This is a genomic window from Blautia intestinihominis (genome assembly GCF_040096655.1).
GTDB classification, from domain to species: Bacteria; Bacillota; Clostridia; order Lachnospirales; family Lachnospiraceae; genus Blautia_A; species Blautia_A intestinihominis.
This window is the reverse complement of the sequence record NZ_JBBMEI010000005.1, coordinates 1-24,929: the sequence shown is the minus strand read 5'-3', so window position 1 is coordinate 24,929 and position 24,929 is coordinate 1. Positions and strand designations below refer to the sequence as shown.

Annotated in this window: 18 protein-coding genes and 1 pseudogene; 3 read left to right on the top strand and 16 right to left on the bottom strand. The window is 45.7% G+C overall.

Annotation, left to right across the window (positions count from 1 at the left end):
• The first annotated feature begins 124 nt into the window (after window positions 1–124).
• Complete coding sequence (locus tag WMO75_RS02800; RefSeq protein WP_022215749.1) at window positions 125–865, top strand: helix-turn-helix domain-containing protein; 741 nt, start codon at window positions 125–127, stop codon at window positions 863–865.
• Window positions 866–958: 93 nt separating this feature from the next.
• On the opposite strand, the gene WMO75_RS02795 is transcribed toward WMO75_RS02800, so the two are convergent.
• The 7 genes from WMO75_RS02795 to garD form a co-directional block, all read right to left on the bottom strand.
• Entirely contained in the window at window positions 959–3,658 is a 2,700-nt protein-coding gene (locus WMO75_RS02795; RefSeq protein WP_349077566.1) for a GH36-type glycosyl hydrolase domain-containing protein, read from the bottom strand.
• 12 nt (window positions 3,659–3,670) lie between these two features.
• The gene (locus tag WMO75_RS02790) at window positions 3,671–6,085 is read right to left on the bottom strand and encodes a glycoside hydrolase family 94 protein (protein WP_173906770.1); all 2,415 of its coding nucleotides are present in this window, start codon (window positions 6,083–6,085) and stop codon (window positions 3,671–3,673) included.
• 205 nt (window positions 6,086–6,290) lie between these two features.
• Window positions 6,291–7,298 (bottom strand): 3-dehydro-L-gulonate 2-dehydrogenase, encoded by a 1,008-nt coding sequence (gene yiaK / locus WMO75_RS02785; RefSeq protein WP_291580155.1) that lies wholly within the window; start codon window positions 7,296–7,298, stop codon window positions 6,291–6,293.
• A gap of 42 nt (window positions 7,299–7,340) precedes the next feature.
• Window positions 7,341–8,231, bottom strand: coding sequence for a dihydrodipicolinate synthase family protein (locus WMO75_RS02780; RefSeq protein WP_022215738.1), 891 nt, complete (start codon window positions 8,229–8,231; stop codon window positions 7,341–7,343).
• A 78-nt stretch (window positions 8,232–8,309) separates the two neighbouring features.
• The gene (locus WMO75_RS02775; protein WP_022215737.1) at window positions 8,310–9,707 is read right to left on the bottom strand and encodes a GntP family permease; all 1,398 of its coding nucleotides are present in this window, start codon (window positions 9,705–9,707) and stop codon (window positions 8,310–8,312) included.
• Between the two features lie 98 nt (window positions 9,708–9,805).
• Window positions 9,806–11,134 carry an enolase C-terminal domain-like protein gene (locus tag WMO75_RS02770; RefSeq protein WP_118252046.1) on the bottom strand — a complete coding sequence of 443 codons (1,329 nt, stop codon included), beginning with the start codon at window positions 11,132–11,134 and terminating at the stop codon, window positions 9,806–9,808.
• A gap of 325 nt (window positions 11,135–11,459) precedes the next feature.
• On the bottom strand, window positions 11,460–12,968 hold the full coding sequence (gene garD / locus WMO75_RS02765; RefSeq protein ID WP_022215735.1) for a galactarate dehydratase: 1,509 nt from the start codon (window positions 12,966–12,968) through the stop codon (window positions 11,460–11,462).
• A 152-nt stretch (window positions 12,969–13,120) separates the two neighbouring features.
• Here garD and WMO75_RS02760 point away from each other — a divergent pair, with 152 nt between their 5' ends.
• The gene (locus WMO75_RS02760; RefSeq protein WP_291580150.1) at window positions 13,121–14,050 is read left to right on the top strand and encodes a LysR family transcriptional regulator; all 930 of its coding nucleotides are present in this window, start codon (window positions 13,121–13,123) and stop codon (window positions 14,048–14,050) included.
• A 316-nt stretch (window positions 14,051–14,366) separates the two neighbouring features.
• Here the strand turns inward: WMO75_RS02760 and WMO75_RS02755 are convergent, their stop codons facing one another.
• The 7 genes from WMO75_RS02755 to WMO75_RS02725 all read right to left on the bottom strand — a co-directional run bounded on the left by WMO75_RS02755 (window position 14,367) and on the right by WMO75_RS02725 (window position 23,314).
• Complete coding sequence (locus WMO75_RS02755; protein WP_118697947.1) at window positions 14,367–15,476, bottom strand: FAD-dependent oxidoreductase; 1,110 nt, start codon at window positions 15,474–15,476, stop codon at window positions 14,367–14,369.
• Window positions 15,477–15,488: 12 nt separating this feature from the next.
• Window positions 15,489–17,405 (bottom strand): sigma 54-interacting transcriptional regulator, encoded by a 1,917-nt coding sequence (locus WMO75_RS02750; protein ID WP_118697946.1) that lies wholly within the window; start codon window positions 17,403–17,405, stop codon window positions 15,489–15,491.
• Window positions 17,406–17,509: 104 nt separating this feature from the next.
• Window positions 17,510–18,397, bottom strand: coding sequence for a 2-hydroxy-3-oxopropionate reductase (gene garR, locus WMO75_RS02745; RefSeq protein ID WP_022215731.1), 888 nt, complete (start codon window positions 18,395–18,397; stop codon window positions 17,510–17,512).
• A 342-nt stretch (window positions 18,398–18,739) separates the two neighbouring features.
• Window positions 18,740–19,981: a type 1 periplasmic-binding domain-containing protein gene (locus WMO75_RS02740; RefSeq protein WP_118697945.1), complete on the bottom strand. Its 1,242-nt coding sequence runs from the start codon at window positions 19,979–19,981 to the stop codon at window positions 18,740–18,742.
• 18 nt (window positions 19,982–19,999) lie between these two features.
• Entirely contained in the window at window positions 20,000–20,971 is a 972-nt protein-coding gene (locus tag WMO75_RS02735; RefSeq protein ID WP_022215729.1) for an ABC transporter ATP-binding protein, read from the bottom strand.
• Entirely contained in the window at window positions 20,964–21,749 is a 786-nt protein-coding gene (locus tag WMO75_RS02730; RefSeq protein ID WP_022215728.1) for an ABC transporter ATP-binding protein, read from the bottom strand. Before WMO75_RS02730 ends, WMO75_RS02735 begins: the two co-directional genes overlap by 8 nt.
• A gap of 17 nt (window positions 21,750–21,766) precedes the next feature.
• Window positions 21,767–23,314: an ABC transporter substrate-binding protein gene (locus WMO75_RS02725; protein ID WP_022215727.1), complete on the bottom strand. Its 1,548-nt coding sequence runs from the start codon at window positions 23,312–23,314 to the stop codon at window positions 21,767–21,769.
• 2 nt (window positions 23,315–23,316) lie between these two features.
• Here WMO75_RS02725 and WMO75_RS20075 point away from each other — a divergent pair.
• Window positions 23,317–23,522, top strand: a pseudogene (locus tag WMO75_RS20075) (hypothetical protein).
• On the opposite strand, the gene nikC reads toward WMO75_RS20075, so the two are convergent.
• On the bottom strand, window positions 23,519–24,343 hold the full coding sequence (nikC, locus tag WMO75_RS02720) for a nickel transporter permease (protein WP_118697944.1): 825 nt from the start codon (window positions 24,341–24,343) through the stop codon (window positions 23,519–23,521). The pseudogene WMO75_RS20075 and the gene nikC overlap by 4 nt on opposite strands.
• A 1-nt stretch (window position 24,344) precedes the next feature.
• On the bottom strand, window positions 24,345–24,878 hold the full coding sequence (locus tag WMO75_RS02715; RefSeq protein ID WP_349077603.1) for an ABC transporter permease: 534 nt from the start codon (window positions 24,876–24,878) through the stop codon (window positions 24,345–24,347).
• Window positions 24,879–24,929 lie beyond the last annotated feature (51 nt).

Here is a 24,929-nt window from a genome sequence, read left to right as displayed (position 1 = left end):
TCACTGTTTTCTCTTTGATGATGATACTATATCATTTTTGACATTCAAAATATATTATTAATCTTAACAAAATGTCAGATTCATGTCATAATATAAAAAATCAACACATTAAGGAGTGATGTTTATGGCAATTTCAAAAGACTGGTACCACACTGAAATGAAAAACGATGATATGGAGATCCTGCACCGTTCTCCCTCCGTAGAATACTCTTTTTATAATGCAGTCCGAAGCGGAGACATGGAGACTGTCACTGCAAACTGCAAAAACGATTCCTTTCTTCATCTCGAAGGAACTGGTGTCCTTTCAAGAAATCCTCTGACCAATATCAAATATCATTTTGTGGTAACTACCGCCATGCTGACCCGTTATTGCATTGACGGAGGACTGGAACCGGAGCAGGCCTATCGCCTCAGCGACTTCTATATCTTAAAAATGGATTCCTGCACTTCAGTCCGTGAAGTTGCAGACCTCCACCATATTATGGCAAAAGATTTTACCGGAAAAATGCTTCTTCAGAAAAAAAGTTCTGTTCTGTCCAAACCTGTCATTGAATGCATCAACTATATCTACAGTCACATAAAAGAAAGAATCACCATTCAGGATCTGGCTGAACATACAGGGCTGTCCTGCAATTATCTTTCCCGTATATTCAAGCAGAATCTTGGTGTATCGATCAGTGACTACATCCGTGAACAGAAAATAGAAAAAGCCACTCATCTTCTCAGATATTCTGATCAGTCTATCGTGGATATTGCGGCGTATCTTTCCTTTTCCTCACAGAGTCACTTTATACAGATTTTTGAAGGCTATACAGGACTGACACCAAAGAAATACCGCGACAAATACTACAAATCCATGTGGTAGACCAGCAGACATGCCTCTGTCTCTCTCCGGCATTGAGAAAAACAGAAAACAACCCGGCATTATGTCATTTTGCTACATAATGTCGGGTTGTTTTTACTGTAATACTATAGTAATATTATGTGTCTCATCTAAAGACAACTGTTCAATCGTCTCTTTTTTCATGCAGGCACTTCCGCCTGCTCTTTTTTCTATTTCTTTTTCGTCACAGTACGCCTGAACAATCTGATATTCTCCATACTCCTTTTTGTCTGGATTGGAAATGTGAACCTCAAATTTCTTTCCTGCAAATTCCAGATAGAGTGATGCATTTCCTTCTTTATCAAACTGTTCTGCCATAAGTGCTGGTGCGATCACAAGATTGCCAATCTCTCCTCTTACTCCAAAAGCTTCTGTAATCATGGTCAGCATATACCAGCTTGCTGCACCGGTAAGATATGCATACAGCCCTCTTCCATCACTGTCAAAATATTCAGGAAGTCCTGGATACATATAGCTGCTTTCAAAGTTCATTGCCGCATGAAGAAGTGTATTGAGCACTTTATATCCTTCTTTTACAAATCCCTGACTGTACAGAGCATTTGCATACATGACTGCCATGTGAGAGAAAACAGCTCCGTTTTCTTTTTCACCATAGGCAAAGCCGAACATTCTGCCGAGATCAAATTTCTCTTCTCTGAAATTTGTATTCAGTCGATAACCGCCTGCTTTCTCATCGAACAGATATTTATCTGCACTTCTGCTGATCGCGGCAGTCTGCTCTTTTGTTGCAGTTCCGCTCATGATCGCGAATACCTGGCTGGTCAGCATCATGCGTACACGATCTTTTTCGCAGCACTCTACCGGATTCTTGTGGTCATCATAATAACCATTGAACCATCCGTCTCCACCATCTGTGATCCATTCATTCTTTCGGATATTTTCCATCATCCAGTCTGCTTTTTCACGCAGATTTCTGACTATCTCATCAATTCTGACAATCACTGTGTCGCCGCTGATGTTGTGTGCACACTTTTTGGTGTAAGAACCCAGCAGTTTTCTTTTTTTGTCTGCATTCTCATATAAATCTCTTCCACAGGAAAACAGACATTCCATTTCACTGGCAATCTCAACCCGGTTAATTCCGCTTATGCGTTCCAGGTTTTCCAGGCAGTCTGCAATGTTATTCATATTTCCTGCATAGGCACAGGTAAACGCCACACTCTCACCATTGTCCCACGCCATATCCATGGCATCGTTCCAGTCGGCTCCATGGAGTTTCATTTCATTATGCTCACCTACATCATAAAAAGCAGTTAAATTCTGCAGAAGAATATGCTCCAGAATTGTTCCGAAATAAATATCTCCGCTCTCTACTTTCTGCTGTTTTCCGTAAGCTGTATTCCATTCTTCATCGTGTGTTGTTCCTCTTCCTGACTGAAGATCTTTGAAATATGGAACTTTTTCAAACAGAATATCCATATCGCCGGTCTGGTCGATATACAGCTTCGTCGTTCCAAACGGCCAGAATGCATGATCCATCCAGACACGGGCAATATTATTTCTGTCCGCGATAAATTCTCCCTGTTTATTTCCAATAATCGTGGCATTTGTTCCGTCAATGCGGACACCGCCATAGTTGGCAACAATCATCTGACGCACTACAGCCGGATTCATGATCAGGAGTGCAAGACAGTCCTGCCAGAGATCTCTCCATCCTCGTCCGCCTTTTCCATAGTCGTGGTATGGGAGAAAAGAACAGCCATAGATTCTTCGCAGTACCGGCTGAAAGCTGATCCATTTCATATAGTTATCAGCATCTGCATCACCGGTTTCATAAGATACATTTACTTTTTTCTGCCAGTAGGATTTCACCTCTTCAAGAACGTTCTCCACCTGTTCTTCTGTCCTGTATTTTGCGACAGTTTTGGCAATACTCTCTTTCTTCTCTGTCAGTCCTGCCAGTATGATAAAACCTGCTGTTTCCTGCGGCTTTAGCTCAACATCCGCAAAGCGGATGCCTCCCATTGCCTCTTTTCCCTCAGCTCTGCTTCCTGCCTTTCTGCCTGGCTTGTTCTCTCTTACTGCTTCTGGATTCAGATAGGTACCGCCCTCTCCTATAAACTCCTGCACAGTAGGATAAAACGCCTCCGGCGCATCGCCTTTTTCTGAATATCCATATACAAAATAGGTGGTATGATTCTTCTGATGACCTCTTTCATCAAAAGACAGAACCGGTGTGACTTCCACACCATATTCTGTTGTATTGATTCTGTGAAGAAGCGATGTCACATGACGATGATCTCGAATATTGTCCGCGCTTCTTCCATAAAGTGGTATTGCAGCGATCGGAGTTATTTTTGTCACTTCTTCAGATATATTTTTTATTCTGACCAGTTCAATCTCTGCTGCTCCGTCCACATCAACAAAAGAAGTGATTTCTGACTGAAGACCATATTTTGCAGAAGTTCTGGTCACTTTCTGCCACATAAAACCGGCTTCCAGAATGCTTTTATCCTGAGCTTCTGTAAATTTCTGTAATTCCTGCTCTGCTGAAATTCCCGTTGCAGACCAGCATCCCTTACCTTCTATACGACACCAGAAATTTCTGGTACTGCGATTATTGTGAAGATTTTCAATACTTACCGGTTCCAAAAGAAAATGGTTCTGATCTGTCTTGCTGTCTCCTCCAAGGTTCGGAGTGATACTGGATTTCAGTCCCCCATCACCCGCCAGCGGAAAATACAGACCACTGTAGTTTTCCGGACTCTGAATGGTAAACGTTCCTTTTTTATCCTGAAATTTTATATATTTCATGCTGTCTCCTTTTTATGACATGAACAGTTCTACTTCTGTAATCTCTGTAAGCTTTTCCTGAGGAATATAATTTTCTCCCAGTTCTTCTCCATTGACGATCATCTTCTTGAAACCAGATTCCACGTGTCCCGGATTATGGACTGTAATATGAAGTTTACATCCGCGGAAATCTTTATCAATTTCAAATTTATCCCATTCTTTCGGAACAGATGGTGCAATTCGCAGTCCGCCAAAGTCAGGACGCATACCAAGGATACCTTCTACACACCCTACCATAACGGTAGATGCTGTTCCTGTCAGCCAGTGTACATGAGAGCGTCCGAAATTCGGGCTTGCTTTTCCCTCTGTAAACTGTCCATAGCAGTATGGTTCCAGCCTTCGGATCTCTGCCCTGTCATTCTGTGCCGCAGGCGCATTTTCCATAAAGTAGCCAAAAGCTCTCTCTCCATGTCCTCTCAGAGCTTCTGCAAGAATGATCCATCCCTGTGACTGTGAGAAAATCCCTGCATTTTCCTTGGTTCCTGCATTATAGATCACAGCCAGTGCACCCTCGAATGCATGAGCATGATATGGAGGATCCATCAGGATTGCTCCATATTCCGTATTCAGTCTCTTATAAACCATATCCAGTGCAAGATCTGCCTGTGCATCGTCTGCAAGGCCACTGATCACCGCCCAGCTCTGCGGATTCAGCCACATATTCGCTTCCGGATCTGTGCGCTTTCCAATCACAGCTCCATCTTCTGTAAATCCACGGATAAAGCGGTCTTCATTCCAGCAGAGATCCTGGATCAGTTTTCCAAGTTTCTTCTGACTTTCGTTAAGATATTCAATATATTCTTTATCCTCTTTGTAGTCTGCAAATTCTCTAAGGATCGTCATTGCATAATAATACTGCAGTGCTACAAAAGTTGACTCTCCATCTTTTCCAAGTCTGAGACAGTCATTCCAGTCTGCATAAAGACCTGCCGGCATTCCATGTTTTCCAAGATGATTTTCAGAAAATGCAATTGCACGTTTCAGATGTTCATATACGGTTGCCTCACCTTTGTTTGCAAACGGAATCACTTCATCCATGAATGCCACATTGCCTGTTTCTGAAACATATTTATAGACTGTAGGGAAAAGCCACAGTGCATCATCTGCACGATAAGCCGGATGTCCTGTTTCCTGTACATAGGAAGCATCGTCCGGAGTATCTTCATGTCCCGGGTTATGTGTAAATTTTACAAGCGGAAGTCCACCGCCGTTATCCACCTGTGCGGAAAGCATGAATCGGATTTTTTCCACCGCCATCTCCGGTGCCAGATGAATCACTCCCTGAATATCCTGAACTGTATCGCGATATCCATATCCATTGCGGAGTCCACAGTAGGTAAAAGAAGCTGCCCGTGACCAGATAAAAGTCATAAAACAGTTGTATGCATTCCATGTATTGATCATGGTATTAAATTCCGGACTTGGGGTTCTGATCTGGAAGTGAGAAAGCTGACCATGCCAGTATTCGATCAGTTCTTCCAGTTCTTTTTTACATACATCCTGGCAGTTTTTGTAATGCTCCACGATCTCGCCCGCTTCTGCATCACCTTTCATTCCAACAAGAAAAGTGATTTCTTTTGTTTCCCCCGGAGCAAGGCTTAAAACTGTTGAAAGTGCTCCACAGCTATTCTCATTATAATTTCCCTTATTGCTGAGTTTTCCCGTGATCACGCCCTCTGGATTGTTATATCCGTGATATCTTCCGAGAAAGCTTTCTTTGTCTCCGCACCAGGAATTCACGTCAGCTCCTGCCAGTCCGAAGAATCTGTTGAATACATTTTTGTTATCAATGTTTTCACCTTCTTCCAGACGATCCAGGTTTGCGTGGATCATCTGACGTACACGGTTCCCTCTGAAAACCGTCTGTGTGATATACTGAGAATACTGAAGATTTACCTGATCCTGTTCATAGTTACTGTTGTTGGTAAATTCCGCATATCCTGTTACTGTAAGTTCACGTTTTTTCTCAGAATAGTTTGTTACTGCCAGACTCCATACTTCATAAGACCGCTCCAACGGCACATAATATCTTACTTCTGAGTGAATTTCACTGTAATCTGCCATCATTTTTGTGTATGCTGTCCCATGATGACATTCACTTTTGTACGTCTCCAGATCTTTGCCTACCGGCTGCCAGGATGCAGACCAGTAATCTTTACTTTCATTATCGCGAAGGTAAATATACCGTCCCGGCTGATCAAACTGATTGAAAATATATCTCAGGATTCTTCCATTTGCTCCGGATTTTGCAAAACTGTATCCTCCTGCATTATTTGAAACGATTGCCCCATACTCTGGTGAGCCAAGATAGTTTACCCACGGTGCCGGTGTATCCGGACGTGTGATCACATATTCCTTTTTTGCTTCATCAAAATATCCATATCTCATATCTCTCATCTCCTGTTCCAGCTATTCTTCGCCTGATTTTTCTTACACTATACCCTATATCATATTTTGAATATACAAAATACAAGCTGAAAATATCAGATTCGTGACATGAAAGTCTTTGTTATACTCAAAAACTGCGGAATATTACCTGTAAACAGTTACTCCGGTCACAAATTTCTTCATGACCGGAGTTTTATTGTGCTATTTATAATTCACATATCTTTTTCCATATTTCCTCGTTGACCGGGATTCCGTTCTTCAGATTTTCCCTGCGTCGGATGAGTGTTCCCTGTCCTGGATATCGGACGGTATGTCCTTCTTTTTCCGGAATGGAAGCCTGGATATCTTTCAGTGTCTCGTTTAAGATTTCCTGTGCTTTGTCTGGATCCTGATTCAGGACTTCCGGGCGGATCGCGATGAATACCTGCGTCAGGCCGTATTCCGATTCGCATTCCTGTCCTACTTTTGTCACAGTTCTTCCGAGTGTGAGTATCCCGCCGATCAGATCCAGTACGATCGAGAGGCCAGAACCTTTCCAGTAGCCGATCGGGACGACTCTTCTTGTTTTTTCGATGGCTGCCGGGTCGCAGGTCAGGCTGCCTTCCTCATCGTAACCACCCGGATAAGGAAGTTTTTCTCCATTCTGCCTGCATACAGAAAGCTTGCCGTAAGAATACTGTGCCATCGCAGTATCAACAACAACATGCTCTCCATTCTGATCCGGAACAGCCAGAACAAATGGATTATTTCCGATCCTTCCATCAATGGCTCCCCATGCCGGCATGTTTGGACAGGTATTTGTCCAGCAGATTCCGATACATCCTGCTTCCGCTGCCTGCCATCCGTAGGCACCGCCGCGCATCCAGTGATTGGTATTGGACATCGCCACCATACCGATCCCAAGCTGTGCCGCCAGTTCTACCGCACGCTGCATTGCCATTTTTGCATTGAGATTTCCCATTCCCAGATGGCCGTCCCATCGTTCCACGGCACCAAAGCCGGTGATTTTTTCCGGCACTGCATTTACGTCAATGTAGCCTTTCTGAATATAAGCGATCACTCTTGGAAAACGCTGGTAGCCATGAGAATACACTCCATCTAAAGAAGAATCGGCGAAATTCTTCGCCGATTCCTCTGCACGTTTCTCATCGAAACCATTTTTCACAAGAATGCTCTGTAATTTTTCTTTCATTTCTTCGTAGAAAACTCGCATTTTACATTCCTGCCTTTTTATTTATCTGGAGATTTTATATCATCAAACAAGCTTCATGTCAACCAGAACCTGATGAAGTTTCTCCTTCTCTTCTGGTGTCAGCTCGCCGATCGGTGCCAGGCACTTGCCAACCGGGATGCCCTGCTGTACAAGCCCTTCCTTAATAACAGCCGGGAAAGTACCCATACCACATGCGATACGGAGCGGTGCCAGTTCAAACTGTGCATCCAAAGATCCCTTGAGATCACCTTCCATAAATTTGTCGTAGATATCAGCTGCGATACGTGGAGCTACGTTTGCACAGGATGCGATCGCGCCTGTTGCTCCATAGCAGAGAGCTGCATGGATCAGAGTATCTCTTCCCATCAGTACGTGGAAATTGTCGTTATCTCTTGTCAGACGGATGTACTCTGCTGCATTTGTCATATCACCGGTGCTGTCTTTGACTGCAACGATATTGTCAATCTCAGCAAGTTTAGCAACAGTTGCCGGTGTAATGGTTACATTTGTTTTTGGTTTGTTGTTGTAAAGGATGATCGGAAGTGAAGTGCTTTCTGCGATTTCCTTATAGTAAGCGTACAGTTCGTCCTGTGTCTGGGATACAAACATTGGTGTCAGTACGGAAACTGCATCCACGCCAACTTCTTCGCAGATCTTTACCAGACGGATAACGCCTCTTGTTGTGATATGGTTTGCACCGCCGTAAACCGGAACACGACCTCTTGTCTCATCTTTGACTGTTTCAAGGATCTTGCGATAGGTATCGTCATCGAATGCGTAAAACTCTCCGGTCGTTCCCAGTGGAAACAGACCATGCACGCCGTTGTCGATCAGATGATTGACCATCTGACGCAGTACTGGATAGTTTACTTCTCCGTCATCTGTAAGTGGTGTGATGATTGGTGGAATAATTCCTCTTGGTACAAATCCCATTGTTTTTTCCTCCTCGTTGTTGCTATATTTTTTGGATTGAATGATCTTGTTATATGTTTTAATTTTTGTTCATTGATTTTAGATAAAGAACTGTGCGATAAGCAGTTCCAGTACACCAACGCCCGACATGATCATCGATACGGCCGTCTTGCATCGAACCTGGTCTTTCAGTTCTGTCAGTCCGAACATTCCGTTGAATACCCAGAATCCACTGTCATTGAAGTAGGAGAATGAAATCGCACCTACGCAGCAGGAAAGGGACATAAGAAGCGGGCTGATGCTTAAAACACTCATAAGTGGTGCTGTCAGGGATGCTGCTGTTGTGATTGCAACGGTTGCAGATCCGAGAGCGATCCTCATAAGTGCTGCAATGATGAACGGGATCAGAACTGCCGGAAGTGCCCAGGATGTAACCATTTCACCAAGTGCAGTACCGATACCGCTTACTTTTACAACGTTTCCAAGAGATCCGCCGGCACCTGTGATCAGCATGATGATACCGGTATCTTTGATAGCGTCATCCATCATCTTGAGAACAGCTTTGTTATCTTCCTTCGGAACAAGTCCGTAGATTGCAAGAAGTGTACCGATTCCAAGTGCTACGATCGGAGAACCAAGGAAATCAACTACGCTGTTGCTGATACCAACAAAACCAAGTACAGTTTTGAGAAGGATCAGAATGATCGGGATGAAGATCGGTGCCACAGATACCCAGAAGCCCGGAAGCTGTTTTGCATCCATCATTGCATTGAGTTCATCCATGGATTTGATGTATTCCTGTTTGAATTCTTTTCTGTCAAATCCACCTTCATCGTTCGGAACCTGATAGATTTTCTTTCCGATCCATTTTGTGTAAAAAACTACTACGATCAGCATCGGAATGGAGATCAGTGCACCACCGATGATCATCTGGCCTACATCGACATTGAACATTCCGGCTGCGGTCAGCGGACCAGGTGTCGGAGGTACCAGACAGTGTGTCAGCTGAAGACCAACTGCCAGTGAAAGTGCAAGTCCAACTACAGATTTACCGGTTACTTTGGACATTGCCTTGCAAAGAGGTGCAAAAATTACGATCGCGGAGTCTGCAAATACCGGAATGGAAATGAACCATCCTGTGATCGCCAGAGCCCATTCTTCGTTTTTCTGACCGATCAGTTTGATAAAGCTGTATGCCATTTTTTCGGCAGCTCCGGATTTCTCCAGGATACCGCCCATCATAACGCCAAGACCGATGATGATACCGGTGCTCTTTAATGTGCTTCCAAATCCTTCCTGAATGGCCGTGATCAGACCAGTCTGAGTTGTGCCGTCAGCGAGGGTAATATCTGAGATCGGCATTCCGCCGATGATTCCTGTGATCATGGCTGCAATCAGCAGTGCCATGAAGGAATGTACTTTTGTTTTCATTACCAGGACGATCATTACGATGATTCCTAATGCCAGTCCTAATAACATTCTTGTTGATTCAGACATGTTTTTTCCTCATACTCTTTCCATATATTCATTCACTAAAGTTTTTAAGGGGGAGGATCTGTCGCCAGACCCTCATAACCTATTTTGCTGATAAAATCTTATCTTACGAGACACGGACGCTTGTTATCGAATTTCCATCCCGGGATCAGATACTGCATGCCTTTTGCATCGTCACGTGCTCCCAGACAGTTGTCCATGTAAAGTTTGTGTGCTTTGAGAACCTGTTCGCGGTCAACTTCGATTCCAAGTCCACCTTTTTTCGGAAGATCAATGCATCCGTCAACGATTTTCATCGGCTGTTTTGTGAGACGCTCGCGTCCTTCCTGCCAGATCCAGTGTGTGTCGATTCCGTTCATCTTTCCTGGGATTGCTGCTGCACACTGCACGACCATTGCAAGGCTGACATCGAAGTGATTATTGGAATGACATCCCCACATCATGCCGAAATCGTTGCACATCTGACCTACTCGAACGGAACCGTTCATAGTCCAGAAATGCGGGTCTGCAAGCGGAATATCTACGCTCTGCAGGGACAGGCAGTGATGCATCTGGCGCCAGTCTGTGTTGATCATGTTGGTTGCTGTCGGCATTCCGGAGAGCTGTCTGAACTCTGCCATAACTTCACGTCCGGAGAATCCGTTTTCTGCGCCGCATGGGTCTTCACAGTAAGCAAGACATTCTTTGAGCTGTGGAGCGATCTCCAGTGCTTCTTTGAGGCTCCAGCAGCCGTTCGGGTCGAGATCAACTCTTGCATCCGGGAATGCTTTTTTGATCGCCTGAACTGCTTTGAGTTCTTCCTTCGGTGCAAGTACGCCGCCTTTGAGTTTGAAATCTACGAAGCCGTATTTTTCATGGGTCGCTTTTGCAAGTGCTACGATTGCTTCTGGTGTAAGGGCTTCTTCGTGACGGAGACGGTACCAATCGCATTCTGCATCTGGTTCTTCTTCGTACGGAAGATCTGTTTTTTTGCGGTCTCCAATGTAGAAGAGGTAGCTTAAGAACTGTACTCTTTCTCTCTGGATTCCATCACCCATCAGAGCTGCTGCCGGCACATCAAGGAATTTTCCGAGAAGGTCAAGCAGAGGTGCTTCGATTGCTGTTACTACATGTACTCCGGTACGAAGGTCGAATGTCTGTAAGCCACGCACGTCATCTTTGATATTTTCATCCAGCCATTTACGAACCTTGTTGAGCGTCTGTTTGTAATCTGCAATGCTTGTTCCGATCACCAGGTCTTTTACCTGCTCAAGTGCATTTGTGATCTTCTCTCCTCCCGGAACTTCTCCAACACCTTCTACTCCGTTGGAATCTGTCAGGATCACGATGTTTCTTGTAAAGTAAGGTGCATGTGCGCCGGAAAGGTTTAATTCCATACAGTCATGTCCGGCTACCGGGAAAACTTCCATTTTTTCTACAACAGGTATCATTTTTCTTCCTCCTAGAATATTCGAAATCATTGCGGCCTCAATGTTTTTCTTTGTTTGTTTTGTATGTATTTTATTATATACATTCTGGCTTTTTGTTCAATTCGCAGAATACCCAAGAAGGTTCTTGTGATTTTTATGGTTTCGTTAATGTTGCAGGTTTTGAAATGATATGTTTCATTTTAATCGCATTTTATTTCATACATTGCGTAAAATGCATGTTTTTTGACGATTTAGGGTAAAAAAAAAGCGGGTCGCTTGATATTTACAATTTCAACTGCATACACATGCAGGCATGAGATGCAGTTGAAATTTTGAAACCTGGATATCAGGTGATCGGTGCCGGGTTGAAGATGCAGAGGTCGTTGTGGAGTTTGTATTTCTCTGCGAAGGACTGATCCTTGCCGCTTGCAACTGCGATGATCTTGTTGAACAGCTGGGTTCCGATTTCCTGGATCGTTGCTTCGCCTGTTGCGATCGGACCGGCGTTGACATCGATCAGATCCTGCCACATGGCTTTCATTTCATTTCTTGAACAGACTTTGATGACCGGAGCTGCTGCGAGTCCATATGGAGTTCCGCGGCCTGTCATAAATACCTGCAGAGTGATTCCTGATGCAAGCTGGCATGGACCGCAGACGATATCGCTTGCCGGTGTCGCTGCATAGATAAGACCGTGTTTGGTTGGTTTTTCTGCCGGGGAAAGTACTTCCACGATCGGTGAGCTTCCTGATTTTGCAATGGAGCCCATGGCTTTTTCTACGATGTTGCAGAGTCCGCCTTTTTTGTTTCCCGGGGTCGGGTTAGCGCTTCTGTCTACGTTTCCTTCTGCAAGGTAATGATCGTACCAGCGCATTTCTGCTGCAAGTTTGTCTCTTACTTCTGCGCTGACGCAGCGTTCTGCAAGGTAATGTACTCCGTCACGTACTTCTGTTACTTCGGAGAACATAACGGTTGCGCCGCCTTTTACCAGCATGTCTGCCGCATATCCTGCGGATGGGTTTGCAGTCACGCCGGAGAATGCATCGCTTCCACCGCACTGCATACCGATGCAGAGTTTGGATAATGGAAGTGTTTCTCGTTTTCTTTCGTTGAGGATCGCGAGTTTTTTGTCTGCCATTTTCATGAGGGCGTCAACCATGGCATCGAAGCCTTTCTGTTCCTGGAGAATAATGACATTTTCAGGTGTAATATCGGCTTCATCGAGGAGCATCTGTACAGTGAATTTCTCACAGCCAAGTCCGACTACCATGAGCTGTCCGCCGAAGTTTGGATGTTTGACGAGATTTCTGAGTGCACGGATCGGGACTTTTGCCTCAGGTGCGTTGATGGCAACGCCGCAGCCGTATGCGTGGTTGATCGGGACGATGTCGTCTACGTTTGGATATTTTGGAAGAAGTTCTTCTTTCATTTTCTTTACTGCGACATTCAGTACTCCTGTTACGCACTGTACGGTGGTGCTGATCCCGAGGATGTTTCTGGTTCCTGCGTAGCCGCCGTCTGGATTTGCATATCCTTCGAAGGTAGTTACCGGCGGTTCAGGCAGGTCTGTGACGATGTTTTTGCCGAACTCCATGTCATCTACGGATGGCGGGGTTGGGAGTTCGAGCATGAATTCGTTGATCCAGTCGCCGCGTTTGATCGGGTTCATGGCGTATCCGAGGATCACGCCGTAGCGGATGACCGGGCTTCCTTTTGGAATGTCAGCCAGTGCGACTTTGTGTGCCTGCGGGATGTCCTGGTTGATGTGGATGCCTTCCACTTCTGATCCTGCGCTCAGTGGCTGAACAGCGATGGCTACGTTGTCAGACTGGTTTATTTTTACTAGCAGTGACATTTTGGATTCCTCCTTTGCTTTGTTGAGGTTATTATAACGCAGGAGGTTGTATAAGTAAAATTCATTGTAGTTATAGTTCTCTTAATTTTTCTAATTTACATATTGGAATGTGGAGGGGATTGGGGTAGAATGGAGATAAGGAGGTACCCACAATGGATTTACGTCAAATACAATATATTGTAGCAATCGCGGAAGAAAACAACATCACCCGTGCGGCGGAAAAGCTTTATATCACGCAGTCTGCGCTCAACCAGCAGCTTCTTAAACTTGAGAAGGAACTCGGTGTGCAGCTTTTTCATCGTTCGCGGACGGACTGGCATCCTACGGAAGCTGGGGAGATTTATCTGAAGGCTGCACGGGAAATGCTGTTGCTTAAGAAGGATACTTATCACAGGATCCATGATCTCGCCAGGATCCAGCAGGGCGAACTCAGTGTTGGCTTTACGCCTGGGCGTGGGATCGCCATGTTTTCTAATGTGTATCCGAAATTTCACCGCCTGCATCCTAATATCCAGGTCACTCCACGGGAACTCAGTGTCCAGAAACAGCAGGAACTCCTGATATCCGGTGAGTTGGATCTGGGATTCGTGACACTTGTTCCGGAACAGCAGAAACCTGCTCTGAGTTATATTCCTTTAGCTTCCGAGGATATTTTTGCTGCCGTTCCGATCCGCCATCCGATCGCCACACCACCGGAGGAAGGATGGACAAATGCTGTCCCTGTTCGCGAGGGTGAGATTTCCGAACTGAACCTTTACGCGCTACGCGAGGAACCTTTTGTCCTCACGTACAAAGAATCCACGCTTCGCGACCTGACCGACCACATCTTCGAATCTGCCAGTTTCAAGCCTCATGTACTCTTTGAGACCTCCAGCAATGCAACCATCACCACTATGGTCGGGGCTGAAATGTGCTGTGGCATCATTCCTGCTTTTTATGCCCGTGGACACGAGGACAAGATCCGATTCTTCACTCTCCCTGGCAAGCCCTCCTGGAACATCATGGCATGTCACCACAAAAAACGTTATCTCAGCAAAGCAGCCAGAGATTTCATATCCCTGGCTGAAGAATTCTGGAGTTAAATTTTACAGATTGTACATTTTGTTCTGATTTTGTGTTATAATAATGTTGCTGCCGCTCCTCCAGCAGAAAGGAGGTGTATCTCTTGGATGATTTTTTCACCACACTTCTTGTCACCGTGTTAGCAAATGTAATTAGCTATTACATATGCAAATGGCTGAGCGGTAGACAATAGGTAGCAACAGCCTAAACGGAATAGCTCACCGTAACGAGCAAGAAAACCCCCAGAGCGGCAACTCTGGGGGTTTTCGTTTTGCCTCTTGGAATTTCACCACATTCCTTAGCTATTATTTATTATATGTCTTTCCCTGGTAAAAGTCAACTTTCTTTTTCCATATACGCGATCATCGCCACGGCCGCTTTCTTTGCCTGTTCTACGGCATGGACGACGGTTTTGGAGCCGTGTACGACATCTCCTGCGGCGAAGACGCCTTCTCTGGTGGTCATTTCGTTTTCGTCTACGATGAGGAGACCTTTGTCGGAGCCTTCCAGTCCTACGGTTGTGCGGATCAGGCGGTTTCTTGGTCCCTGGCTGATGGCGATGATCGTGGAATCTGCTTCCACCTGGTCTTCGCCTTCCTCGTATCCGACGACTTTATTATTCTCATCAATGACCGAAGTCTTGAATACCGGGCCGGTTTCCGTGATGCGCTCGATCGCTTTTCCAAAGACAAACTGTGCGCCATCCAGCTCTGCATACGCCATTTCATGCGAGTTCGCCGCTACATGCGTTCCGCGGGCATACAATGTCACCTGCAGTGCACCGTTTCGAAGAGCTGTCCGCGCAACGTCCATTGCCGCATTTCCCATTCCAATAATGGCGACTTTTTCTCCCAGATCATATGCTGCCGGATTTTCCAGATAGTCAATGCCGAAATGCACATTCGCCAGACATTCCCCCGGAATCCCCAGGTTTCGTGCTTTCCACACTCCTGTTCCAACAAACACGCTTGCATATCCGTCGCGGAAAAGATCATCGATCGTCAGAACTGTTCCGATCGCAGTATGCGGACGGATGCGGATACCCATCGCAAGGATCTGCTTTTCCAGACGATCCAGGATAGATTTCGGCAGACGGAATTCCGGGATTCCGTAACGTGTGATACCGCCAATCTTGTCCTGCTGCTCAAAGATCGTCACCTTATACCCATGCTGTGCCAGAATGATCGCCACCGTCAATCCTGCCGGACCTGCCCCGATCACTGCCACCGGTTTTTTCTTTTCTTCTGGAATCTGAAGTTTCATTCGATCCAGATAAGTGTCCGAAATATAGTTCTCAATACTGGAAAAATGCACCGGATTGCCTTTCTTTCCAAGTACACAGTGACCGGCACACTGCTGCTCATGGTCACACACGATCGAGCAGATCACAGACATCGGATTATTCTGAAACAGCTCCGCCCCCGCATCCATGATATGGATCGCCATAGCGTTTCCTCCTTACGTCAGATCATATTTATTTATCACGCCATATTTTTTCATTCGTCTCCACAACGTCGTTGTGCTGATTCCAAGCTCCTTCGCCACTGCAGAACGGTTTCCCTGGTGTTTTTCCAGAAGTTCCGTCAGACGCGCGGCCTCCGGGTGCTGATAGATCACTGTTGTGCCATCTTCCGAAATTCTTTCTTTTACAGGATACAATGTGTCCAGAAGAAAATATACATAGTCACTGGTGATCGTCTTCTTGGGTGAAGTCAGAAAAAGTCTTTCACAAAACGACTCCAGTTGAATTTCATTCCCCTGCCATCCAAATCCGGCAAGTGCCTCCATCGCATCCTCTGCGATTTTTGGAAATCTTGCATATCTTTTTGTAAATCTTACCCTGCAGTCCTCCACGATCGCACGGATATCCTGCGGGCGCTTCCGAAGCGGAGGAATCTCCACCGTAAGGCTGTTCAGGAGATAATAAAGATCCTGCCGGAATCTGCCCTGCTCTACATACTGGTAAAGATCTGCTCCCGTTATCGCTATGATACGGTTATCCAGCGTCTGGCTTCGCTCCAGGTCATTCTGGATCAGGGAATCATACCGTATCGCACGGTACAGACGATACTGGCACAGAAGTGAAAGTTTTTCTATTTCAGAGATTACGATCGTTCCATGATCGCTGATCGCAAGTGCCCCTTTTTTCATGCTCTCGTCTTCTGCATCCGGGTTTCCAAAAAGCCTGTCCACCTGCATCTGTTCTGTCATACCGCTGCAATTCACTGCAACAAAAGGCCCCGCTTTATAGGAACTGTTGTTGTGGATGCACTGTGCCAGTTTTTCCTTATCTGTTCCGTCTTCTCCACAGATCAGCACAGGATTCTTTGACAGGGCGTACATTTTGGAAAGTTCCACGCAGTATTCCATTTCTTTACCAGTGATCCTGATATCAGAAAAATGAGCATGCGCCACGTAGCCCTTCAGGTAATAGGAATGCAGCTCATCTGCATCATTTTTTCGGACAGAAGCATTTCGATAGAGTGAAATGATCGCGCCACGAATCTTGTTTTCATACTGGATCGGCGCTGCCGTGAGCATCATCGGAACACCAGCCACATAGACCGAGGTCATAAATGAATCTCTTTTTCCGCTCAGAACGTCATCGATATACCGTTGTTCCAGTTCCGGGATCACTTTTTCCAAGGCAGTTCCTTCAAGCTGAGAAGCTTTTTTGTGAAAAAGTTCTTCTCCTGCACGGTTTACGATCATGATCTCTTTGTTTTCATCAATTTCCAGAATCCCGTTGTAGGAATTATCCAGCACTGTCTCAAACTGTGCGGTAAAATTTTTCTCTGCCTCCGCAGTCAGGATCATCTTTTTTGCCACGCCGATAGCGGAACGGATCGACTCCTCTGTGGAATCGATGAACTGCGCCGGAATGCCTTTCTGTGCCGCCAGTGCATTGACGGTATCGCCGCCGAGCAGGACATCTGCGCCTTCCTGTATCGCAAGGTCTACTTTTTCTGCTGCCTGCTCAATGGCTGTGATGTCATAAAATTTCAGCCGGATATCAAAAAGCTCATCTGCATAAGTTGTATCGCTGAACATGTTTTTGAAACCGATCAGTGCGATCTGCGGGCACTTTTTGTCCGGGACTTTTTTCTTGGCGCTGGCGATCATAAGACCGATTTCCTGGCCTGTAAGTGTCAGTTCTGCAACAGGAATATTTGTGTACTGGCGGATAAAAGCTGCCTGCACGCCTCGGGCAAGAACCACCTCCGCGCCCTGCTCTACGGCCTGTCTTGCTTCATAGACAGAGTCGGAAGTCTTGATCACTTTGAGGATGTCGATATCCAGTTCGTCCTCCCGGATTACATTTCTTGCCTGTTCCAGCATATATTCCTTTGGAAGTAAAATCGCTATTTTTGACATAAAAGGTCCTCCATTCCACTCAAAAAAGCCCCGGCAGGCTCATGGCAACCTGTCGAGGCTTTCTTTACGGTTAGCAAAAGTCTTACCTTATTATATACCGGATTTTAGTCTCTTGTAACTGTTACATTACCAATTTTTTCGTAGAATTTTACAATGCTGGAATGATCTTCTTTTTCGTGTCCGTCTGCTTTGAGTGCCTGCATGATCTCCATAAGTTCTCCTGTCAGCGGAAGCGGTGCGCTTACGGCATGTCCTGCATTGAGGGCGTTGTTCAGGTCTTTGATGTGAAGTTCAATACGGAATCCCGGTTTGAAGTTTCTGTCCATCATCATAGGTGCTTTTGCATCGAGGACTGTAGATCCTGCAAGTCCGCCGCGGATTGCCTGGTATACAAGCTCCGGATCTGTTCCGGCTTTCTTTGCCAGGGTGAGGGCTTCAGATACTGCTGCAATGTTGACTGCAACGATGATCTGGTTTGCAAGTTTTGCAACGTTTCCTGATCCGATCGGTCCTACGTATACAACGGAACCAGCCATAGCCATCATCAGGTCATAGTATTTATCAAAAGTCTCTTTCTTTCCGCCAACCATTACAGAAATGGTTCCATCGATTGCTTTCGGTTCTCCACCGGAAACAGGTGCGTCCAACATGTCGATGCCTTTCTTTGCAAGCTCTGCGGAGATTGCTTTGCTCTCGGTAGGATCAATGGAGCTCATGTCGATCAGGACACTTCCTTCTTTGCCGCCCTCGATGATTCCGCCTTCGCCAAGTGCAACTTCTCTTACCTGTGGGGAGTTCGGGAGCATGGTGATGATCACATCTGCTTCTTCTGCAACTTCACGTCCGCATGTTACAGTTTTGGCTCCGAGTGCTTCCATTTCTTTGAGGGTTTCTTTATTATGTGTGGTTACAACCATTTCGTAACCTGCTTTCATGAGGTTTTTGCACATCGGTTTTCCCATGATTCCAAGACCAATAAATCCAACTTTCATTGTTATTTCCTCCTGATTCTTCTACAATATTGATTTCGTTGTTTCTTTACGTATCTTTCAACTGTCCTTATTGTAGCCGACTTCATTTGAAAATTCCATTGACAAAAGACTCAAAAAAATGGGGTGGTTTTTATGGTTTTATAAAAACGTTGCAAAAAATGAAAGGTTTGTTTCATTTTTTTGATATTTGCTTTCTATTTTTTCTTTTATTTTGTCTGGTAGACTAAGAAGACCGCAGAGGAGGCTGGCGGTTTTCTCTGCTCCCAAGCAAATAAATCCCACGAATTTAAGGGATAAAAAAAGGAATGGAGCCAAAAAACTCCATCCCTTTTACCCAATTTTTTAATTGGAAAAAATTCTCTCCTTCACACTCTCCACATCAGACGCTTCCGTCAACTCCTTAAAGCCCTGCGGATCCGCATCCACATCAAACTGCCCGATGACCTGCATAAGGTCATCACAACTATACGCATTCTCATAAATCCCCGTCGCATACCCATACAGTTCAACATATTCTTCCTCAGACTTCGCAGTCCAGAGATTCTGGTACAGGCGTACTGCCTCACCGTTTTCCCGGACTACATCCGGAGTTCCGGTGATCGCGTTGTAGATCATTGCGAAGGCCGGGCCTGCCATGGAAGCGTATTTGCCGCGTACATAGTCGATCGGTGCATTTCCAAAAGAATCTTTTTCTTTGAAGATTTCAAAATTCTGCTCAGAAAAGCTGTCGATCGCGCCGACCATGATGTTGCTGTCCTGATCTTTTTCCTTATCGGAGATCTTGTCCAGATAGGCAGATACATGGAACGCACTCATAAGCGTATCACAGGTGCCTTCCGCAAATGCGGTCTCCAGATTGTCAAGTCCCTCTCCACCCTCGGTATATCCCGGGCAGATCGTAACGTGTAAATTTCCGTCCTTGTCTGTGAGTTCGGTCACTTTATCTGTTGCAGAAAGTTTTTCTGCATCTTCATCAAGTACAAGTCCCGCTTTTTCTTCCAGAGTGTTCAGCATTCCCCAGGTTCTTACCTGATGAAGTCTGTTTCCAGAAGATGCACCGCCTGACATGAGCACGATGTTTCTGGCATCTTTATCCAGAAAAAACTCTGTCATGTCGCAGCCGGCCTGATAAACGGTCTCAAGATCCGGTCCGACGCTTCCCATGTACCATGGATTATCTTTGATGACCTCATAGTTCTCATCGCTTACCGTATTGGAACCCAGTGCATAGTAGATTTCCTCTTCTTCACAGGTTTTGATAACGTTTGTAAGCCCATCTGCATATCCGGCAAAAGAAATGATCCCCTCTGCACCTTCTGCTTTGGCTTCTTCAATAAATGTCTTTTCTTCCTCAGAATCTGCAATTTTTCCTGAAAAAATAAATTTTACAGGAAAACCTTCCTGGATGTAATCACGGTAATAGTCCGCAAACATTTCCATCTCCGCAGAGTCCGGATCATATACAACTACACCGATCGTATGAACATCTCCGTCTGAGTAGTCTTCCACATCGGCCCATACAGTGCTCTGAGTGCCGGCAATAAGTGCCGCACTCATCATCAGAGTGAGTATTCTTCTCTTCATCTACTTGCCTCCTTCTGTTTATTTTGTGATATTTTCTACATAAAAGCAGGCAACTTCATGACCCGGTGCAATTTCTTTTAATTCCGGCATTTCTTTTTTGCACTGTTCCGTACAGTGTTCACAGCGGTTCTGGAACGGGCAGCCTACCGGTACATCGAGCGGACTTGGTGCTTCGCTTTCAATGCTTTCAATCTTTTTGGCTGGATCCATATGAACAGAGAACTGTGCTCCGACAAGTGCTTTGGTATATGGATGTTCTGCATTTCCTGAAACATCTTCGCCCGGAATCGTTTCCACGATATGTCCCAGGTACATGACTGCGATCTGATGCGCGAAAGAACGGATCAGCGCCAGGTCATGGCAGATAAAGATCATGCAGATATTTTTTTCTTTCTGCAGACGTACCAGAAGCTCGATGACAGACTCCTGTACGGAAACATCCAGTGCAGAAGTTGCTTCATCACAGACCAGGATCTCCGGTTCCAGAGAAAGTGCTCTTGCGATACTGATCCTCTGACGCTGTCCACCACTCATGTTGTGCGGATAACGGTCTACAAACTCTTCCGGAAGTTCTACCATGCGGAGAAGTTCTCTTGCTTTTGCATCTCTTTCGTTTCTTTTGATCTTTTTGTAGTTCATCAGAGGCTCTGTCAGAATATCCCTGATCTTCATCTTCGGGTTAAAAGATGCCATCGGATCCTGGAAGACCATCTGAAGGTTCTGGCGGTTTTCCCAGGTTTCTTTCTTTGAAAGCCCTGTGATGTTTTTGCCGTGATAAAGAATCTCACCGCTGGTCGGTTTTTCCAGGAAAGTCACCATGCGGACAAATGTAGATTTACCGCATCCACTCTCTCCTACGATCCCGAGAGTCTTTCCTTTATACATGGTCAGGTTGATATCATTGCAGGCAGTCAGGGTTCTTCCGCGGGAAGCAGGGAACTGTTTTACAATATGCTTTGCCTGCATGACGATCTCATGATTTTCAGACATATCGTTTTCCCTCCATTTCCGGAACTGCATCAAGCAGTTTCTTTGTGTAATCGCTGGTCGGGTTATTCAGGACCTCTTCTCTGGTTCCGTGGTCTACCACCTTGCCGTGGTGCATAACGATCAGCTGATCTGCCATATAAGCTGCTACTCCGATATTATGTGTAACAATGATGATCCCTGTTCCGAAATCATCGCGGAGCTCCATCATCTGACGGACGATCTGTGCCTGTGTTGTTACGTCCAGAGCACTTGTCGGCTCATCTGCCAGAAGAAGTTCCGGGTTAAAAGTCATCGCCATAGCAATTCCGACACGCTGGCGCATACCTCCGGATAACTGATACGGATAACTGTTCATGATGTTTTCCGCATCCGGAAGTCTCATTTTGGAAAGCATGGTGACTGCTCTCTGCCAGGCATCTTTTTTTGCCATAGCCTCATGTGTACAAATATATTCTACATATTGGCTGCCAATCTTACGAATCGGGTTCAGGGTTCCGCCACAGTCCTGGAAGATCATTGACATCTTGCTGCCACGGATCTTTCTCCAGTCGCTTTTGGAATTTTTCAGAAGAGATTCCCCGTGAAAGAGGATATCTCCTGAAGTAACCTGTCCCGCTCCGGGGAGAGCCCCCAGAACGGCACGGATCACTGTGGTCTTACCGCTTCCGCTCTCACCTACAACACTGATGATCTCACCCTTTTTCATGGAAAGGTTAAAATGCTCGATCGTAGGATCATGATGTCCATACTGTACAGCCAGATCTTTAATTTCCAGCATTCTTACAGTCTCCTTTATTATTCAGCCATCTGCATGTCAGCAGTTACCCAGTAGTAATCCATTGGATACATTACAAGTCCTTCTACGCTTGCTTTGGAGATAAGGAATGTGTTTTCATATCCGAAGAATACAGTAGCTGCATCGTCCATGATCGCCTGCTGGATCTTTACAATCAGTTCTTTTCTTGCATCTGTATCGATTGTTTCTGCCAGCTCATCCAGCCATTTGTCTACATCTTCATTTGCATATCCTGCTGTGTTGTTTGCAGATGTGCTGTACCAGTTCTCACGAAGGTAGTTTTCCGGGTCACCTGTGTTTGCAACGAGTACGTTCCAGATCAGGAGATCGTACTGAGAGGAATCACGGCGGTCAAGAAGTGTCTCGTAAGATACGCAGTCAAGTTTGATGTTGATTCCGATCTCTTTGAGGCTTGCCTGTGCTGCCTGTGCATATACACCGAGTTCTGCACGGCTGTCATAGTATACAAAAGTAAGTTCTACCGGGTTTCCGTCCGGATCTTCTACATATCCGTCACCATCTACATCTTTGTATCCTGCATCTTCAAGAACCTGTTTTGCTCCATCCGGATCGTAAGCGTTCTCATCGTTCAGATCATCATAGCCATAATCCAGTGTCGGCGGTACCGGTGCTTTTCCTGGTGTTGCGCCGCCCTCAAGCAGAACGCTTGTGTAAGTTTCTTTGTCAAGTCCACGAAGAACTGCCTGACGAAGTGCCAGATCTCCGAGTGCTCCGTTCTGGTTCATGAATGCATAAGTAGAACGAAGGGATTCCAGGGACTGGATGTTGTAGTTGTCATTTCCGTCAAATTCAAAAACGTTCTCTGTCTTTAAGTTGTAAGCAACATCGATCTCACCGGACTGAAGAGCCATGGAACGTGTTGTCTGGTCGCCAATGATACGAAGAGTTACGCTGTCATTCGGAACATCTCCATCCCAGTAGTACTCGTTGCGTACAACAACGGTATCACCTGACGGGTCAAAAGACTGGAATGCATACGGTCCTGTACAAACTGGTCCTTCCATTGCGATGTTGGAGTTGTCAATGCTGGTGTCCATGATCAGGAACAGCGGGTCTGCCAGACATCCTGCCATGTTTGCGTTTGCTCTGTTCAGGTTGAATATGATGTTCTGTCCATCAACTTCAATGCTGTCAATATCAAAGAACTCCGGTACACGGTTTGACATTTCGATGGTACGCTCCAGAGATGCTTTTACAAGCTCTGGTGTCATATCGTTACCGTTTGAGAATTTAACGCCCTCACGAATCGTAAATGTCCATGTTTTTCCATCTTCACTGTTGGTCCACTCTGTTGCAAGACATGGTACCATGTTTCCTTCTTCATCAAACCTGGTAAGACCCTGGCCAACGCCGTAACGGGAGATAACCCAGCTGAAGTACTGCTCTGTCGGCTCCAGTGTATCAGCGAAGCTTGTTACACCGATCGTCATTGTTCCTGCTGCAAATACGGATGTTGGAACGAGTGCCATTGTCATGAGACCTGCAAGTGCTGCTGCACAGACTTTTTTTGCGATTCTGTTTTTCATATATTTTTCTCCTTTATTTTTCGGTAGTTTACGATACCTACGAATTGCTCCGTTACCAAGTAACTTTCGCAATTCTACCCTCTCTTCGCATATCGCGGGATTATCATCCCACTTTTATGCTCATATCGGGGCGGGTTCCAAGATTCTTCATCCACTTATGAGCAAGCTCATGTGGATTCAGCTCTTTTCACCCTGGTATCTGTGTTAGTCCTGTCTCGGGTCAAGAATATCACGGATACTGTCGCCGAGCATGTTAAATACGATTACTACGATTACGATGGCGATACCCGGTGCGATCATAAGCCACGGTGCTTTTGCCATATAAGTTCTTCCTTCATTCAGCATCAGTCCCCATTCCGGTGTCGGTGCCACGGCTCCGAATCCCAGGAAAGAAAGAGATGCAAGTTCAAGCATCATGGTTCCCATATCTGCCGCTGCTGTTACAGTCATGATCGTCAGCATGTTCGGGAGAATATGTTTCCATAAGATTTTGAATGTGCTTGTGCCGTTTACGATCGCGGCTTCCACATACAGATTACGTTTTACTTTCAAAACCATACTTCTTGCCAGACGTGCGTATTTTGTCCAGCTTACCGCTGTGATCGCGATAACTCCGTTACGAAGGCTTGGTCCGAGCATACCTGCAATTGCGATAGCCAGGATCATTCCCGGGAAAGAGATCATCATATCTGCGATTCGCATGATCACCTGATCGATCCAGCCGCCAAAATATCCGGCAATGATTCCAAGGAAAGTACCTACAACAAAAATCGTTGCCACAAGGATCAGGGTAGACACCAGTGAAGTTCTGGTACCATAGATCACACGGGAAAGAAGATCACGTCCGAGTTTATCAGCGCCAAGAGGGTATTCCGCACACGGGGCTTTGAGTGAATCGATCATCACTGCTTCCAGAGGATCCTTCGGTGCGATCCACGGGGCAAAAACTGCCACGCCTACAACAGCGAGAGCCAGAATAAAGAATAAGGTAAACTGTTTGTGAGCCAGGAAAAATTTCTGTTTCTTCAATTTACTTAACCTCCTTTATTCTTGGGTCCAGATAAGTATAGGACAGGTCAACGATGATATTGATGACCATGTACATGATCGCGATCATAAGTACGTATGCCTGTACCATCGGGTAGTCACGACAGGCGATCGCCTTGATCGCCATGCTTCCCATTCCAGGCCAGTTGTAAATGATCTCAACAACTGCTGTTCCTCCGAGCAGAGAGCCGAGGGAAAGACCAAGAAGTGTTACAATAGGAAGCATTGCGTTTGGAAGTACATGTCTCCAGAGGATCACGCTTTCTTTGATCCCTCTCATTCTGGCTCCAATGACATAATCCTGTCTGAGTTCTTCCAGCACTGCGTTTCGTACCTGTCTGGTATATTTTGCAGACATGGAAAGCGCCAGTGTCACAGACGGCAGGATCATTGCCTTGAAATCAGTCGTACCTCCTGCTACGTTGATCCAGCGAAGCTGCACTCCAAAGATGCTCAGAAGAATCAGGCCGATCCAGAAGCTCGGGATAGATAACTTAAATGAAAAACTAAATTCCAGCTGTGGATTATCTCAGTAACTATGCGGGATTAAATTCTGTAATGCACCTTA